Origin of the sequence: Corynebacterium pseudopelargi, from assembly GCF_003814005.1 — a bacterium.
Taxonomy (GTDB): domain Bacteria; phylum Actinomycetota; class Actinomycetes; order Mycobacteriales; family Mycobacteriaceae; genus Corynebacterium; species Corynebacterium pseudopelargi.
In genome coordinates this window covers 479,780-495,531 of record NZ_CP033898.1, presented here as the reverse complement: position 1 = coordinate 495,531, position 15,752 = coordinate 479,780, and the positions used below count along the sequence as shown (strand labels likewise).

At 58.2% G+C, this 15,752-nt stretch carries 14 protein-coding genes; 3 read left to right on the top strand and 11 right to left on the bottom strand.

From position 1 onward, the window contains the following. Window positions 1–55: 55 nt before the first annotated feature. The 4 genes from CPPEL_RS02345 to clpS are packed head-to-tail and all read right to left on the bottom strand — an operon-like array spanning window position 56 to window position 2,682. On the bottom strand, window positions 56–715 hold the full coding sequence (locus tag CPPEL_RS02345; protein WP_123959631.1) for a rhomboid family intramembrane serine protease: 660 nt from the start codon (window positions 713–715) through the stop codon (window positions 56–58). Continuing rightward, window positions 712–1,740: a P1 family peptidase gene (locus CPPEL_RS02340; protein WP_123959630.1), complete on the bottom strand. Its 1,029-nt coding sequence runs from the start codon at window positions 1,738–1,740 to the stop codon at window positions 712–714. Before CPPEL_RS02340 ends, CPPEL_RS02345 begins: the two co-directional genes overlap by 4 nt. A gap of 30 nt (window positions 1,741–1,770) precedes the next feature. After that, the gene (locus CPPEL_RS02335; RefSeq protein ID WP_123959629.1) at window positions 1,771–2,325 is read right to left on the bottom strand and encodes a DUF2017 domain-containing protein; all 555 of its coding nucleotides are present in this window, start codon (window positions 2,323–2,325) and stop codon (window positions 1,771–1,773) included. Window positions 2,326–2,331: 6 nt separating this feature from the next. Then, complete coding sequence (clpS, locus tag CPPEL_RS02330) at window positions 2,332–2,682, bottom strand: ATP-dependent Clp protease adapter ClpS (protein WP_245990482.1); 351 nt, start codon at window positions 2,680–2,682, stop codon at window positions 2,332–2,334. A gap of 52 nt (window positions 2,683–2,734) precedes the next feature. Here clpS and CPPEL_RS02325 point away from each other — a divergent pair, with 52 nt between their 5' ends. Both CPPEL_RS02325 and CPPEL_RS02320 read left to right on the top strand, forming a co-directional pair. Further along, a complete protein-coding gene (locus tag CPPEL_RS02325) occupies window positions 2,735–4,045 on the top strand; it encodes a nicotinate phosphoribosyltransferase (RefSeq protein ID WP_281270507.1) in 1,311 nt (436 codons plus the stop codon). A 9-nt stretch (window positions 4,046–4,054) separates the two neighbouring features. Next, a complete protein-coding gene (locus tag CPPEL_RS02320; RefSeq protein ID WP_425453811.1) occupies window positions 4,055–6,001 on the top strand; it encodes an ATP-dependent DNA helicase in 1,947 nt (648 codons plus the stop codon). Here the strand turns inward: CPPEL_RS02320 and CPPEL_RS02315 are convergent. The 4 genes from CPPEL_RS02315 to nrdF form a co-directional block, all read right to left on the bottom strand. Beyond that, the gene (locus CPPEL_RS02315) at window positions 5,998–6,792 is read right to left on the bottom strand and encodes an aminoacyl-tRNA hydrolase (RefSeq protein ID WP_123959626.1); all 795 of its coding nucleotides are present in this window, start codon (window positions 6,790–6,792) and stop codon (window positions 5,998–6,000) included. The two genes, CPPEL_RS02320 and CPPEL_RS02315, sit on opposite strands and share 4 nt — an antisense overlap. Then, window positions 6,785–8,062 (bottom strand): phosphoserine phosphatase SerB, encoded by a 1,278-nt coding sequence (gene serB, locus CPPEL_RS02310; RefSeq protein WP_123959625.1) that lies wholly within the window; start codon window positions 8,060–8,062, stop codon window positions 6,785–6,787. Before serB ends, CPPEL_RS02315 begins: the two co-directional genes overlap by 8 nt. A 129-nt stretch (window positions 8,063–8,191) precedes the next feature. Next, entirely contained in the window at window positions 8,192–9,934 is a 1,743-nt protein-coding gene (gene ctaD, locus CPPEL_RS02305; RefSeq protein ID WP_123959624.1) for an aa3-type cytochrome oxidase subunit I, read from the bottom strand. 414 nt (window positions 9,935–10,348) lie between these two features. Beyond that, the gene (gene nrdF / locus CPPEL_RS02300) at window positions 10,349–11,335 is read right to left on the bottom strand and encodes a class 1b ribonucleoside-diphosphate reductase subunit beta (protein ID WP_123959623.1); all 987 of its coding nucleotides are present in this window, start codon (window positions 11,333–11,335) and stop codon (window positions 10,349–10,351) included. 387 nt (window positions 11,336–11,722) lie between these two features. Between nrdF and CPPEL_RS02295 the strand changes: the two genes are divergently transcribed. Beyond that, on the top strand, window positions 11,723–12,208 hold the full coding sequence (locus CPPEL_RS02295) for a ferritin (protein WP_123959622.1): 486 nt from the start codon (window positions 11,723–11,725) through the stop codon (window positions 12,206–12,208). Between the two features lie 92 nt (window positions 12,209–12,300). Here CPPEL_RS02295 and nrdE read toward each other — a convergent pair whose 3' ends face one another. The 3 genes from nrdE to nrdH form a co-directional block, all read right to left on the bottom strand. Then, window positions 12,301–14,460: a class 1b ribonucleoside-diphosphate reductase subunit alpha gene (nrdE, locus tag CPPEL_RS02290; protein ID WP_123961193.1), complete on the bottom strand. Its 2,160-nt coding sequence runs from the start codon at window positions 14,458–14,460 to the stop codon at window positions 12,301–12,303. Window positions 14,461–14,557: 97 nt separating this feature from the next. Next, window positions 14,558–14,998: a class Ib ribonucleoside-diphosphate reductase assembly flavoprotein NrdI gene (nrdI, locus tag CPPEL_RS02285; protein WP_123959621.1), complete on the bottom strand. Its 441-nt coding sequence runs from the start codon at window positions 14,996–14,998 to the stop codon at window positions 14,558–14,560. Between the two features lie 77 nt (window positions 14,999–15,075). Continuing rightward, complete coding sequence (nrdH, locus tag CPPEL_RS02280; RefSeq protein ID WP_123959620.1) at window positions 15,076–15,309, bottom strand: glutaredoxin-like protein NrdH; 234 nt, start codon at window positions 15,307–15,309, stop codon at window positions 15,076–15,078. Window positions 15,310–15,752: the final 443 nt, after the last annotated feature.

Sequence of the window (15,752 nt, the reverse complement as noted above, 5' to 3'; positions counted from 1 at the left end):
GAAGGATAACGTCTTACAGATTGCGCACCAGCGCTGCAGTTGCTCCGCGCAGCGTTTAGCCCTGCCAGCTTTGGAGGCGGCGTTGTTCTTCGCGGGCGCGCTTTGCCTGCAACGCCGGTGGATCATCACTGGTGATGATGGCCCCAGCGATCACACCACCGATAGCGCCAAACAGGTGCGCCTGCCAGGACACTCCTGCATCAGTTGGCAAAACGCCCCAGATCAAGCCGCCATAGATAAATGCCAGTGCCACACCGAGTGCTACCTGGTTAAAGCTGCGGTTAAAGATTCCTCGAACCACCAAATAGGCAAGCCAGCCGTAGATTAGACCAGAGGCACCGATATGCGACGTGCCTACCCCGCCAAAAAACCACGTTCCAAGACCACTGACGATGCAGGTAATGCCCGTGACCTCCCAGAAGGCCCTGGCACCGCTAAAGCCAATGAGGAAACAGAAAATGGCGCCAGGGACCGAATTAGCCACCAAGTGGGCAAGGGAGCCATGCACCAGCGGGGAGGTGAAAATGTGCCACAGGGAAGACACATCGAGGGGCTGCACACCGAAGTACACCAAGGTGCCGCCGAAGAAGAAGACGTTGATAATGTGCACTGCCCAGATGGTGAGGAGGTAGCCAATGGCTAGCCCGATGCCGGTGCCGAAGCCACCTCTGCGAACCACTACCGGTTGCGGTGTATATCCCTGGTACATATTCATGATGCTTTGCAGCGTAGCGAGCGATAGCTCTCAAGCCCAAAGCCTGCATCTGCATTCACTACCGCTTGCACAATCGCTGCTTGCACCGCATCAGCCGCGGCCATGGAAAGCGAAAGCAACGCCTCGGTGCTCACACCAGAGCCATCGCCGGTAGAAAGCGCAAAGAGCGTATCGCCGTCGAGCGGCGAATGCGCGGGGCGGATGGCTCGCGCCAATCCATCGTGGCCGACCATTGCAAGGCGCTTGGCCTGGGCTTTCGTCAGCGGGGCATCGGTAGTGATCACACCGATGGTGGTGTTGAGCTTGGATTCCAGGCCTGCTAATTGCCCATAGGCCACCGGATCCACCGGATCCATCCAGGGCGCACCCCACAGCCTGCCGGTGGAAGGATCCACCACATGGCCTACCGGGTTGGCCACGATATGGGCTTGCACCTGCCAGGAGCCTGCTTGCACGCTGGCGCTGCCAAAACCGCCGCGCAGCTTCCCAGCACTAGCTGCCATGCCCGCACCAATATTGCTTGAGTAGTGGGTCTCGTGCTGGGAGTTGGCAGCTTTATCCTTCGGCGCATTCAGGCCTTTGGGTTGAGTAGAAGGGGGTGCTGGGGCGTCGAAAAGCTGCTGTGCCAAAGCCTCCCGGCAGGCACTGGCACCGGCGTCTTCACCTGGGCGGCAATGGGCATCGCCGAGCAGGAGATCAAAAATGACGGCCGCGGGAACAATCGGCACCACAGGCCCTGGGCGATCAGGCCCAAGTACTGCAAAACCGATGCCTGCTGCTTCAAGCTCCCTCATCACTCCCCCGGCGGCCTGCAAACCAAACGCCGAGCCGCCACAAAGGGCAATGGCGTGCACCCGCTCGACGGTATTGTGCGCCTCGAGCAGATCAGTTTCCCTGGTGCCAGGCCCGCCGCCGCGCACATCCACCGCGGCGATGGCTCCCTTGGGGCACACCAAGACGGTGCAGCCGGAAGATTCCAAGGTGGTATGCCCGATAGCGATGCCGGGAAGCGGGTTGATGTGCACGTACTACTCCGATTATTCCGATTGCCCCGATTACTCCGATTGCTCCAAGGGACCCATCATGGCGGTAAGCAGGGATTCTTGGTTATAGGCAAGCCATTCCACCAAGTTGAGGCGATCATGATCGGCATCGGGGTTTTCTGATTCCGCGGCAAAAAGATACAGGCGGAGATCATTAAGCGCCGCAAGCCACTTATGAGCCTCTTGTTCTGTAATGCTCACCATCACCGAACCATCGGGGCCTATCGCATCGCCGATGGCTCTTAGGTTTTCCAGCTTTGCCTTGGTGATGTCTTGTTCATGCAAGGAGCGCAGCAGAGAATTATCGCCTTCATATTCTTGATCCTCCGCGCGCTCAAAGTCCGGCAGGAGCCGCGCCAGCGAGGGATCTTCGGGGGCCTCGGTGTGCCCTTGGGCCATGCCGGTGAGCTCAGCCAACTCATCTTTTGGCGCAGACTGCGCCCTGGCGATGAGCGCCTCGCTGATATTGGCGGCCAAATCGCCGAGGACTTCTCGCTCGAGCGGTTCCAGCACCGTCTCGTATTTGGCGCCACGCAGCAGGCTTTTCTTCTTCTTCCACGGCTGCATCGTTTTCTAACCCCCTTGCTGCATGGTGGCCCACAGGCCTGCGGTATGCAGCTTCTTTACATCGGCTTCCACCTTGTCCTTCTCGCCGGAAGACACCACGGCTTTGCCCTCGGTATGCACCTGCTGCATGAGTTCGGTGGCGCGTTTTTTAGAAAAACCAAGGATGGTTTGGAAAACGTACACCACATAACTCATCAGGTTCACCGGATCGTCCCAGACGATGCACATCCAGGGCAGGTTCTCTTTGGCGGCAACATCGACTGCGAGAGCTTCATCCAGCTCCGGGGTGGCCATGGGCGAACTCATCGCCTGCACCGGCGGCGTGCTCGCATCGGATACGTGAGGGTCAAGCATCATGCCAAATAGCCTACCCACCTTGGGCTCGGGCTTGGGGCTACACTTGGAACTCGTGACTTCTCTAGACTCCACCGCACTGCTAACAGACATGTATGAGCTGACGATGCTGCAATCGGCGCTTGCCGACGGCACCGCGTCCAAGCAGTGCACCTTCGAGGTATTTTCCAGGCGCCTTCCCAATGAACGCCGCTACGGCGTTGTTGCAGGTACTGCGCGCGTACTAGAAGCAGTAAAGGCCTTTCGCTTCCACGAAGCCCAGCTTGAATCTTTAAGCTTCCTCGACGATCGCACACTCGATTTCCTGCGCAATTATGAGTTCAAGGGCGATATTGATGGCTACCGCGAAGGCGAGCTCTATTTCCCCCACTCGCCCCTGCTCACAGTGCGCGGCACCTTCGCAGAATGCGTGATCTTAGAAACGGTCATCTTGTCCATCATGAACGCAGACTCCGCCGTTGCCTCCGCCGCAGCGCGCATGGTCACCGCCGCCGATGGCCGACCGATCTTTGAAATGGGCTCGCGCCGCACCAATGAACAAGCCGCCGTCACCGCTGCACGCGCAGCCTACCTGGCAGGCTTCGTATCTACTTCCAACCTCGAAGCGGTATATCGCTACGGCATCCCCGGCACCGGCACCGCAGCACACGCATGGACCTTGCTGCATGTAGAAGACGACGGCACTCCAAATGAGAAGGCCGCCTTTGCCAGCCAGATCAACACCCTTGGCATCGGCACCACCTTGTTGGTAGACACCTATGACATCTCCCAGGGAGTACGCAATGCCATTGAGGTAGCAGGCCCCGAACTCGGCGCTGTACGTATTGATTCTGGCGATCTTGGTGTGATGACCTCCAAGGTGCGCCAGGAATTGGATGATTTAGGTGCGCATAACACCCGCATCGTGGTCAGCTCCGACCTCGACGAATATGCCATCGCCGGGCTTCGCGGCAATCCCGTAGACGCCTTCGGCGTGGGTACCTCGGTGGTAACCGGTTCTGGGGCTCCCACCGCCGGCATGGTGTACAAGCTGGTAGAGGTAGAAGGCAACCCCGTAGCCAAGCGCTCGCGCGGCAAGAACATGACCGGCGGCACCAAGCGTGCCGTGCGCACCCACCGCGCCACCGGCACCGCCGTAGAAGAAATCGTGTTCCCCTACGAGCACGAAACACCAAAGATTGGCCAGCTCACCTCCTATGAGCTCACCGTGCCGCTGATGCGCGAAGGCGCGCTCGTCCAGGGGCTTCCAACCTTGGAGCAATCCCGCGAATACCTGGCCAAGCAGTTGGTTACGCTGCCGTGGGAAGGCCTGGCGCTATCGAAGGATGAGCCGGTGCTTTCGACCCGCTTCATGGGCTTCGAATAAATGGAGGCGGTGCCAGCAACCACCGAGCTGCTTGAAGCCGCAGTAGCAGCCCTTGGGGGTAAAAAGCGCGAAAACCAGGTGCACATGGCCAAGGCCGTGACCAAGGCGATGGAAAAAGAACGCCACCTTGCCGTGCAAGCTGGCACAGGCACAGGCAAATCCCTGGCCTACCTAGTCCCGGCCATCCGCCACGCTCAGGCAACAGGTAGCACCGTGGTGGTGTCAACTGCCACCATTGCCCTGCAGCGCCAGCTGGTTGGCCGCGACTTGCCAAGGCTTGCCGATGCCCTAGAACCGCTGCTGGAACGCCGCCCTACCTTCGCCATTATGAAAGGCCGCTCGAACTACCTGTGCCAAAACAAGATGGGGGTAGAAGAGCCCGGTGATGCGCTGCTCGACGAAGACTCGCTGACGTGGGTTGGCCGACACGTGGCCAGGCTGCACGAATGGGCCAATGAGACTGATACTGGCGATCGCGATGATCTAGACCCAGGCGTTCCCGACCTGGCCTGGCGAGCAGTCAGCGTGAGCGCTAGGGAATGCGTGGGCGCATCGCGTTGCCCTCATGGCGATACGTGCTTTGCAGAAGCAGCGCGCAAACAGGCCCATGATGTGGATGTGATCGTCACCAATCACGCCCTATTGGCTATCGATGCGCTGTCAGATGCCCAAATTTTGCCCGAACACGATGTGGTAATCGTCGACGAAGCCCACGAGCTCGACGGCAGGATCACGGCCGTGGCCACCAATGAAATTGGCGTCACTACACTCACGCTTTCGGCGAATCGCGCCCAAAAACTTGGGGCTGAGGAACGCTCCAAGGAGCTCAAAGAGGTAGCCCAGGAGTGGGAAGAAGAGCTGCTTGGCGTAGAGGCCGGAAGGATCACGGCCTTGCCTCAAACGCTCCAATCCCAGTTGGAGGCCGTGCGCAACGCACTGTGGAGGCTCAAAGACGCCATCGCCCAAAGCCCCGAGGGCGAACAAACCAACGCCCCCGAGCGCTTTGCAGAGCGCCTCGCGCTGAATAATCACCTGCTTGATCAGCACGATTCTGTAGTCCGCATCTTGGAGGTGTTTGAAGAGCCAGACCCTTCCAAGCACGAGGATGTGGTCTGGGTGCTTCACGACGAACGCCGCGGCACCCAAATCAAAGTGGCCCCACTGTCGGTGGCGGGATTGTTGCACACACGGCTTTTTGGCGAAAACACTTGCGTGCTCACCTCCGCCACCTTGGCTATCGGCGGTAATTTTCAGGCCATGGCCGCCGCCTGGGGGCTTCCCCGCGGCAGCTTCGAAGCCATCGATGTGGGCTCACCTTTTGATCCAGCCACCAAAGGCATCCTCTACACCCCCACTCACCTGCCCGAACCTGGCAGGGATGGTTTGGATGAAAGCTGGTTAGACCACATTGCCACGCTGATCCTTGCCGCAGGCGGAAGAACGCTCGGACTATTTTCTTCTAAACGCGCCGCAGTGCAAGCTGCCGAGGCGATGCGGGAGCGTCTGCCCTTCGAGATCTATTGCCAGGGCGAAGACTCTACGAGCACCTTGATCGAGGCCTTTGCCAATAACCACAATGCCTGCCTTTTTGGCACACTCACCCTCTGGCAGGGCGTCGATGTGCCAGGCCCGTCGTGCTCGCTGGTGATTATCGACCGCATCCCCTTCCCCCGCCCCGATGATCCCCTGCTGCAGGCAAGAAAGATCGCCGCTGATGCCGATGGGCGCAATGGCTTTATGGAAGTAGCAGCAACCCACGCGGCACTGCTGATGGCCCAGGGCGCCGGCAGGCTGTTAAGGAGCGTGGATGATCGCGGCGTGGTGGCGATCCTAGATAAGAGGATCGTGGAGAAACGCTATGGGCGCTTCCTGCTCTCCTCCCTACCGCAGTTTTGGTCTACCACGAGCGCTGAAACGGTAGAAGCCGCACTCAAGCGCCTGGTAGCCACAAGCTAGCAGGCCAGGCCTGGCTCGGGCAGGGCTGGCTCGGGCAGGACAGGCTCGGGCAGGGCACACACCGTGGGCGTATTCGGGGCGATCTCGGTAAACCCCGCATCAACGACCGTGACGGCACCGGGGTTCGCGCAACGAGCTTCAAACTCCTCTTTTCCCACCTCACACAAGCTTAAGGCAAAATCTTGCGCTGCCCAGCGCTCGGCCCATGCCAAAGATTGATGCCCGGCAAGCAACATGGATGCATGCCCTACTTGCGCCGCGGTTTTACCGGCGCTCATGCCTAAAGAGGCATCCACATACAACACCGGCACCCCAGGTTGCGGCTCTGGTTCTTGGCTTGCGGGAAGATCCGTGCCGGCGATCTGCAGTTTGGCAATAGGCGCCGGCACTTCGCTTACGGCACTGGGAATGAAGGCCCGCGCGGTGTTCTCAACACTGACCCCGGCCAAGTCTTGTACATTGCGCCATGCGGCATTGCGGGCACGGCGGGTGACTTTGCGGATCCGGTGGCGATACCACGTATCCAAAGCCCTGGCGAAGTAGCCGTGTTCGGGATCTTCAAAATCAGCACCAGCGCGCGGATCAAGGCATACTGCCACCGCCGCCCTAGCGGCGGCCTGCAGCACCGCATGCCGCTTGGGAGGATCCTGCTTTGGCAGGTGCAGCACAATCTGCATGGCCTGCACGGTGGAGGGATCGGATTGATCCTCCGGGTCGCGCTCCCAAGACCTGCCATCCACTGCCTTGGCTAGGCGCTCGAAAGCCAGCGCGAAGGCCTCGTTTTTAGCCATCGAGGGGCTTTCTGCGTGGTTCGCCTTCGAGCTCTGCTTGTACCTGGTCGATTTCCGAGCGCGGGATGCCCAGCATGTGCACTACTTCATCTAAGAAGGGCGAATTCACGGAAGTATCCGCCACGCTACGCAGCGCCGGTTTGGCGTTAAAGGCAATGCCTAAGCCTGCCGCAGAAATCATGTCGATATCGTTGGCGCCATCGCCTACGGCTACGGTTTGCGACATCTCCAAACCAGCATCGGCTGCAAACTCGCGCAGGAATTCTTCCTTGGCGGCGCGATCCACCACCTTGCCAATGACATTGCCGGTGAGCTTGCCATCTTTGATCTCAAGGGTATTGGCGCGCACATAATCCAAGTTGAGCTCTTCTGCTAGACCTTCGAGCACCTGGATAAAGCCACCGGAGACCACGGCGGTGGTGTAGCCAACCTCTTGGAGGGTGCGGATGGTGGTGCGTGCACCTGGGGTGAGCACGATATCGCGGGCGACTTCATCAATCACCGAGGCATCCAGGCCAGCTAGGGCTTTGACGCGTTCGCGCAGCGATGCTTCGAAGTCGAGTTCGCCACGCATGGCACGTTCGGTAACTTCTGCAACCTCGGCTTCGCGCCCGGCGTGGGCGGCGAGCATCTCGATCACTTCCCCGGTAATCAGCGTGGAGTCGCAGTCGAAGCAGATCAGGCGCTTTGAGCGGCGTTGCAGACCATCGCGCTCGATGGCGATGTCTACTCCTAACTCTTGGGTTAAAGCAGCAAGGGCTTTGCGCAGCGGGATGCCTCCGCCTGGTTTGGGGTTAGGCACCGTGAGCTTCATTTCTAGGCCGGTGACGGGATAATCGGCAATGCCTCGGATGGTGTCGATATTGGCGCCGTAGTCGGCCAGGGTTTGGCCGATCCTAGAAATTGCGGCGGCAGGAACGGGGTTGCCCAGTACGACCATCACGTGGGTTGAGCGCGGCCTGGAGAATTCGGGTTCATCGGGAATCTCGAGGGTGACTTTGAGGTGGGCGGTATAGAGGGAATCCCTGAGGCCTTGGAGGATCACTTCGCGTTCTTCGGCTTTAATGCCTACGAAGGCGGCGAGGTTGAGGTATCCGCGGAATTGGGATTGTTCGACGTCGAGCACTTGCACGTCTTGGGCGGCGAGCACTCGGAAGAAGGAGGCGCTCAAACCTGGGCGGTCTGCACCGGAGACGGTAATGACGGCGGGTGAGAAGCCTGGGGTGAGTCCTACGGTTGGCACTGAGGGTTCTGTTTGCACGCGTTGCATTGTCTCATGGCGCAGACACTACTGCCCTCTTTTGTGGGGTAGGCGTTTTGGGGTGGAACATGCACAAAGCCGCGGTCGTTATCTACGACCGCGGCTTCAAGCCAGGATGTGTGTTCCTCTACGTAGGCTTTAGGCCTTTACGTGGGACTTATTTTCTTCCAGCGGGTGTTGCTTGTGCTTGTCGTGGCCAACGTGGGCCTCGGCACGCATGCGCTCCACCATGTGCGGGTAGTGCAGCTCGAACGCGGGGCGCTCGGAGCGGATACGCGGCATGGAGGTGAAGTTGTGGCGAGGAGGCGGGCAGGAGGTTGCCCACTCCAGGGAGTTGCCGTAGCCCCAGGGATCGTCAACGGTGACGATCTCGCCGTAGCGCCAGGACTTCACAACGTTCCAGATGAACGGCAGTACCGACATGCCGAGCAGGAAGGAGAAGACGGTCGAGATCTGGTTGTAGATGGTGAAGCCGTCAGACTCCAGGTAGTCGGCGTAGCGGCGGGACATGCCCATGTTGCCCACCCAGTGCTGGATGAGGAAGGTGCCGTGGAAGCCCACGAAGGTGAGCCAGAAGTGCACCTTGCCCAGGGTCTCGTCGAGCATGCGACCGGTCATCTTCGGGAACCAGAAGTACACGCCTGCGCAGGAGGAGAACACCAGGGTACCGAAGAGGGTGTAGTGGAAGTGGGCGATCAGGAAGTAGGACTCTGCCAGCTGGAAGTCCAGCGGCGGGGAGGCCAGCATAATACCGGTCAGACCACCGAAGAGGAAGGTGACCAGGAAGCCCATGCTCCACAGCATCGGGGTCTCCCAAGAGATGTGACCGCGCCACAGGGTGCCGAGCCAGTTGAAGAACTTCACGCCGGTAGGCACCGAGATCAGGAAGGTCATGAAGGAGAAGAACGGCAGCAGGATGGCGCCGGTAACGAACATGTGGTGTGCCCACACTGCCATGGAAAGGGTACCGATGGACAGGGTTGCGAATACCAGGCCGATGTAGCCGAACATTGGCTTACGTGCGAAGACCGGAAGGATCTCGGAAACGATGCCGAAGAATGGCAGCGCCAGCACGTACACCTCGGGGTGGCCGAAGAACCAGAACAGGTGCTGCCACAGCACTGCGCCGCCGTTGCCGGAGTCGTAGATGTGGCCGCCGAGCTTGCGGTCGTAGAGCACGCCGAGGGCTGCGGAGGTCAGCAGCGGGAAGATCATCAGCACGATCACGGAAGCAACGAAGATGTTCCAGCAGAAGATCGGCATGCGGAACATGGTCATACCAGGTGCGCGCAGGCAGATCAGGGTGGTGATCATGTTGATGGCCGAAGCAATGGTGCCCACACCGGTGGCGCCAACGCCGACGATCCAGAAGTCGCTACCAACGCCGGGCGAGTGCACGTGGTCTGCCAGCGGCAGGTACATGGTCCAGCCGAAGTCAGCGGCACCACCTGGGGTGAGGAAGCCTGCGAGCATGCAGACGATACCGATCTGGGTGATCCAGAAGCCGAAAGCGTTCAGACGTGGGAAGGCCACGTCGGGAGCGCCGATTTGCAGCGGCAGCACGTAGTTAGCAAAGCCCCACACGATCGGAGTGCCGAAGGCGAGCAGCATGATGGTGCCGTGCATGGTGAACAGCTGGTTGAACTGCTCGTTGGACAAGAATTGCAGACCCGGCGAGAAGAGCTCAGCGCGGATCAAAAGTGCCATTAGGCCACCAACGAAGAACCACACGAAGGACATGATGATGTACATGATGCCCAGGAGCTTGTGGTCAGTGGTGGTCAGCATCTTCCAAGCCAGCGAACCCTTGCGGGCCCCGCCGGTTGGTGCGGGCCTGGTTGGCTCGGAGTAATTCTCCAGCCGTGGCTCCACAGCGGTCATACGTTCCTCCTGACTTGTAGGTTGCTTCCCAGCCCGCGTGCGCGTGCAGAAAAGCCACCGAAATTACACTGCTCTATCTTAAGAGAGCGTAAGTCTTCTTCCAACCAACTCTGGTTGGGGTTACTTTTGACCTTAATGGGGCGTGAATAGAAATGTAAGCGCGTGAGCTGCCATTTTCCCGGCAGGTTGGCGTGGCGCTGGAGACTTGCACAAAAAATCGGCCTCATAAGTGACTACCACCACAGTTTTTGATACGGCGCGCCACCACCGGAAGGCAGAAGCGGGCCTAAAACCCACCCCCGCCGGGTGTCATTCTTAAGGTTGATCCACCCCCTCCGGGCAAAAAGAAACGCCGCCCCGAAGGGCGGCAGATGACAAAGCGGGCGAAGGCGTACAACCAACCTTGCGGCTGGCTTAGAAGTCCCAGTCTTCGTCGGTGGTGTTCTCGGCCTTGCCAATGACATAGGAGGAGCCGGAACCAGAGAAGAAGTCGTGGTTCTCGTCGGCGTTCGGGGAAAGGGCCGAAAGGATTGCCGGCGATACCTTCGTTTCATCGGCCGGGAAGAGCCCCTCGTAGCCGAGGTTATTCAGTGCCTTATTGGCGTTGTAGCGAAGGAAGCGCTTCACATCTTCGGTCCAGCCGAGATCGTCGTAGAGATCTTCGGTGTACTGCGTCTCGTTGTCGTAGAGATCGTAGAGCAGATCGAAGGTGTATTCCTTGAGCTCGTCGCGGCGCTCTTGGCTCTGCCGCAACAGGCCTTGCTGGTACTTATAGCCAATGTAATAGCCATGCACTGCCTCATCGCGGATGATCAGGCGGATGATATCGGCGGTATTGGTCAGCTTGGCGTGGCTGGACCAGTACATGGGCAGATAGAAGCCTGAATAGAAAAGGAAAGATTCCAGCAGCGTTGAAGCCACCTTGCGCTTCAGCGGATCATCACCTTCGTAGTAGGAGAGGATGATCTTGGCCTTCTTTTGCAGGTTCTCGTTTTCCTCGGACCAGCGGAAGGCCTCGTTGATCTCCTTGGTGGAGGCCAGCGTCATAAAGATATTGGAGTAGCTTTTCGCGTGCACGCTCTCCATGAAGGCAATGTTGGTATAGACAGCCTCTTCGTGCGGGGTGAGCGCATCGGGGATCATCGAGACTGCACCGACGGTGCCCTGGATGGTGTCGAGCATGGTCAGGCCGGTAAACACACGCATGGTGGTTCGCTGCTCGAGCTCGTTGAGCGTTTTCCAGCTCTTAATGTCATTCGACACTGGCACCTTTTCGGGCAGCCAGAAGTTGCCGGTGAGTCGATCCCAAACTTCCAGATCTTTATCGTCTGGAATGGTGTTCCAGTTGATGGCCTCGACCGGTTTCGGATGTTGGTCGATATAGGACTCGTAACTGCTCACGAACGTCTTCCTCCAGGGATGCTTCTTGGGATTTTTGCGCGTGGTTGCCTTCAAAGCAATCGCATCAAGTTCTGTGCAGAGCTTACCCGAGCAAGCTCTGCGGGCACTATGACGATAGGTACACTCCCCTCCCCCACGGCGTTGCCATAGCAAGAGCAAGGGCAATTTTTCGCTTTTCGACGCCCCCAATTTGTATTCTTCGTCACATTTTCAGGGGCTACGCGAGCGGGGCTCAAAGCGTCAAAACCCGAGTTTTTGGCCCGAAAAAATGCCATCAGCCTTATCATTTAGACCGCCATCTGCGCGTGTTTTAAGCCCCTGAACGGCAACGTTAGGTTCGGCTTCATTTAGATGCCAAATTGATTAGCTCTACTTACAGTGTGAGTCATGGAGATCAACGAGAAACTCGCAACCGCACTGAACAATCAAGTCACTGCCGAGCTTGAGGCAGCCATGATTTACCTTCAGCTTTCTTATAAGCTCGAGGAACTCGGCCTGTCTGGCATGGCTCACTGGATGCGTGCACAGCACGCCGAGGAGCTGGAGCACGCTCAGCGCTTCGCAGACCACCTGCTCGACCGCGACTACACCCCGCAGATTGGCGACATCGCTCCCCCGAAGGTCGACGTTGCCACCCCGCTTGACGCTTTCGAGGCTTCCCTGGCTCATGAGCAGAAGGTATCCGGCATGATCCGCGAACTGGCTGAGCTTTCGCAGTCCGTCAAGGACTTCGACTCCCGCCCGCTGCTGGATCGCTTCCTCGACGAGCAGATCGAAGAGGAGTCCTCTGTTAAGGACATCATCGATCGCCTCAAGCTGGCCGATACCGGCACCGGCGTATTGGTCATCGACGCCGAGCTCGGCGAGCGCTAAACCCGCGTAGCTTAACAAGCCTGAAGGCCCATGGCATTTGCCATGGGCCTTCATTGTTGTGTGCTACCGATTGGCAGCACACACGCAGGCGTTTAGAGCATGCAGCTCACGCAGCCCTCTACCTCAGTACCCATCAAGGCCACCTGGCGCAGGCGGATGTAGTAGAGGGTCTTAATACCCTTGCGCCATGCATAGATCTGCGCGCGGTTGATATCGCGGGTAGTCACCGAATCCTTGAAGAACAAGGTAAGCGACAAGCCCTGGTCTACATACTTGGTGGCCACGGCGTAGGTATCGATGACCTTTTCATAGCCCACCTCATAGGCATCCTGGTAGTACTCCAGGTTGGAGTTATCCATGTGGGGAGCCGGGTAGTACACGCGGCCAATCTTGCCTTCTTTGCGGATCTCGATCTTGGAGGCAATGGGGTGGATGGAGGAGGTGGAGTTATTGATATAGGAGATCGAACCCGTAGGCGGCACTGCCTGGAGGTTGCGGTTGTACAGTCCGTACTCGGCAACCGATGCTTTCAGCTCCTCCCAATCCTGCGGCGTTGGGGTGTGGATCGTGGAGGCGTCGAAAAGCTGCTTGACCTTCTCGGTCTTGGGTGCGAACTCGGCTGGATCGAAGCCATCGAAGTACTCGCCGCTTGCATACTTGGAATCTTCGAAGCCCTCGAAGGTTTCGCCGCGTTCGCGGGCGATCTTATTGGATGCGCGCAGGCACTGGTACAACACGGCGGCAAAGTAGGCGTTGGTAAAGTCCAAGGCCTCCTCGCTGCCATAGAAGATGTGCTCGCGGCCAAGGTAGCCGTGCAGATTCATCTGGCCAAGGCCGATGGCGTGCGCGGCGTTGTTGCCCTTGCGAATACTCGGCACCGAATCGATGGAGGTCTGCTCAGACACGGCAGTCAGGCCGCGAATGGCCGTTTCCACCGTGGCGGCGAAATCGGGGGAATCCATGGTCATGGCGATGTTCAGCGAGCCGAGGTTACAAGAGATATCCTCACCAACCTCCGCGTAAGTGAGGTCGTCATTGAGCACCGAGGGGGTGTTTACCTGCAGGATCTCCGAGCACAAGTTACTCATGTTCACACGACCCGCAATGGGGTTGGCCTTATTGACCGTGTCTTCGAACATGATGTAGGGATAGCCCGACTCGAATTGGATCTCGGCGATGGTCTGGAAGAACTCACGCGCCTTGATCTTGGTCTTGCGGATCCGCGGATCCTCCACCATCTCCTCGTAGTGCTCGCTAATCGAGATATCGGCGAAGGCCTTGCCATAGACGCGCTCGACGTCATAGGGGCTAAACAGATACATGTCATCGTTGCGCTTTGCCAGCTCAAAGGTGACATCGGGGATCACTACACCAAGCGAGAGGGTTTTAATGCGGATCTTTTCATCGGCATTTTCACGCTTGGTATCAAGGAAGCTCAAGATATCCGGGTGGTGGGCATTGAGGTACACAGCACCGGCACCCTGACGAGCACCAAGCTGGTTGGCATAAGAGAAGGAATCTTCGAGCAGCTTCATCACGGGGATCACACCGGAAGACTGATTTTCAATCTTCTTAATCGGCGCGCCTGCCTCGCGCAGGTTAGAAAGCAGCAGTGCCACACCGCCACCGCGCTTGGAAAGCTGCAGCGCAGAGTTGATCGAACGCCCGATGGATTCCATATTGTCTTCGATACGCAGCAAGAAGCAGGACACCGGCTCGCCGCGCTGGGCCTTGGCGGAGTTTAAGAAGGTGGGCGTTGCAGGCTGGAAGCGCCCCGTGATGATCTCATCAACCAGGTGCTTTGCCAAGGCCTCATCACCTGCGGCCAAGGTCAGTGCCACCATGCACACGCGATCTTCGAAGCGTTCGAGGTAGCGGCGGCCATCGAAAGTCTTGAGCGTATATGAGGTGTAGTACTTATACGCCCCGAGGAAGGTCTTGAAGCGGAACTTATGAGCATAGGCCTGCTTAAACAGTGCCTTAATAAAAGGAAAGTCGTATTGCTCGATAACTTCGGCTTCGTAGTAATTGTTGCTGACCAGGTAGTCGATCTTTTCTTCCAGATCGTGGAAGAACACCGTGTTCTGGTTTACGTGCTGCAGGAAGAACTGGTTGGCAGCCTCGCGGTCTTTATCGAACTGGATATTGCCTTCGTCGTCATAAAGATTCAGCAGTGCGTTGAGTGCGTGATAGTCGAGCTGCTCTTCGCGCGAGACGGGTTCAGCGACGTTCTTACCTAATGGGGCCACAATGGTGTCCTTTGAAAGAAATGGTGGGTATAAGTACTTGAAGTTCAATGGCGCGGAGAGCCCTAAGTATTCCCCGCGGCCGCGTTGATGCCTGCTGCGCTTAGGCGCATTCTTTATCCATATACAGCCCCAACTCTTCCGCGTTAGCTTTGAGGCCTTCTTGGACGATCCTCACATCTTCCTCAGTGCCCAGCAACTCATAGCGATAGACGTAGGGCACCTGGCATTTCGCCGAGATTACGTCGCCGGCCTTGCCAAAATCGGTACCAAAATTGGAGTTGCCGCCAGCGATCACGGCCCGCAGGAGGGATCGGTTGTGCGCATCGTTGAGGAATCGGATCACCTGCGATGGCACGGGGCGGGTATTGCCTCCGCTTATCGACGCTCCCCCGCCGTAGGTGGGACACACCAGCACATAGGGCTCTTCGACTCGAAGGGGCGCATCGTTTTTCCTTAAAGGAATGCGCTCAGCCGGGAAGCCGAGTTTTTCTACAAAGCGCTTGGTGTTTTCCGTGGCGGAGGAGAAGTAGACGATGAGCACGAGATCGATCCTCGGATAAAAAGAAAACCGGCACTGAAACCTTGGGCGTTCCTGTACCGGAGTGATGGGCTAAGCCCTTAGGCAACCTGGGCAGCAAGTGAGCGAATGCGCTCGGGGCGGAAACCAGACCAGTGATCGCCACCGGCCTCCACCACGGGGGCCTGGAGGTATCCCAGGGCCATGACGTAGTCGCGGGCTTCTTCATCAAGGCTGATGTCTACCAGCTCGTATTCCAAGCCAGCGCGGTCGAGTGCCTTCTTGGTGGCGTTGCACTGCATGCAGGCGGGCTTGGTGTAAACGGTGATCGACATTGGCGTGTTCTCCTGCGGCGTAGTCATAGCCGGTGGCCCGGCATGGCGTTCGTGTTGGTGAGTATCTAGGCCAGCTCGGGGTGAAACTTCCAGCAATGGCTTTGCCTCTGCTGCCGACCCCGGCGACATGAAGAAACACTATACCTAGGGCAAACTCGGCGCAACTGCACTATATGTAGTAGTTACACGGAGGGAATTCCCAGCATGAGAGCAACCACGCGCACAAGATGTAGCCCTCAAGACCCAAATTTGGCCTCCACGGACTCACACTGATGTAAGTCACATCTAGGTTTATGCATAGTGCTAGCAACCTAGCCCTACCCGCATGAATGCACCCAAAGCGGGCGAAAAATGCCTGAAAATATTACTGCTAAAAATTCTTCCCAAACGGGGGTTAGCGCCACCCCCACCTAACAAAAAGAAACCCATCGCCATTACTGGCG

Excerpts from the sequence above, each read along its gene's own strand:
- nrdH (WP_123959620.1), bottom strand. The coding sequence starts at position 15,309 with ATGTCGATCACCGTTTACACCAAGCCCGCCTGCATGCAGTGCAACGCC.
- CPPEL_RS02295 (WP_123959622.1), top strand. The coding sequence starts at position 11,723 with ATGGAGATCAACGAGAAACTCGCAACCGCACTGAACAATCAAGTCACT.
- clpS (WP_245990482.1), bottom strand. The coding sequence starts at position 2,682 with ATGATGCTTGACCCTCACGTATCCGATGCGAGCACGCCGCCGGTGCAG.
- ctaD (WP_123959624.1), bottom strand. The coding sequence starts at position 9,934 with ATGACCGCTGTGGAGCCACGGCTGGAGAATTACTCCGAGCCAACCAGG.
- CPPEL_RS02335 (WP_123959629.1), bottom strand. The coding sequence starts at position 2,325 with ATGCAGCCGTGGAAGAAGAAGAAAAGCCTGCTGCGTGGCGCCAAATAC.
- CPPEL_RS02345 (WP_123959631.1), bottom strand. The coding sequence starts at position 715 with ATGAATATGTACCAGGGATATACACCGCAACCGGTAGTGGTTCGCAGA.
- serB (WP_123959625.1), bottom strand. The coding sequence starts at position 8,062 with ATGCAACGCGTGCAAACAGAACCCTCAGTGCCAACCGTAGGACTCACC.
- CPPEL_RS02315 (WP_123959626.1), bottom strand. The coding sequence starts at position 6,792 with ATGGCTAAAAACGAGGCCTTCGCGCTGGCTTTCGAGCGCCTAGCCAAG.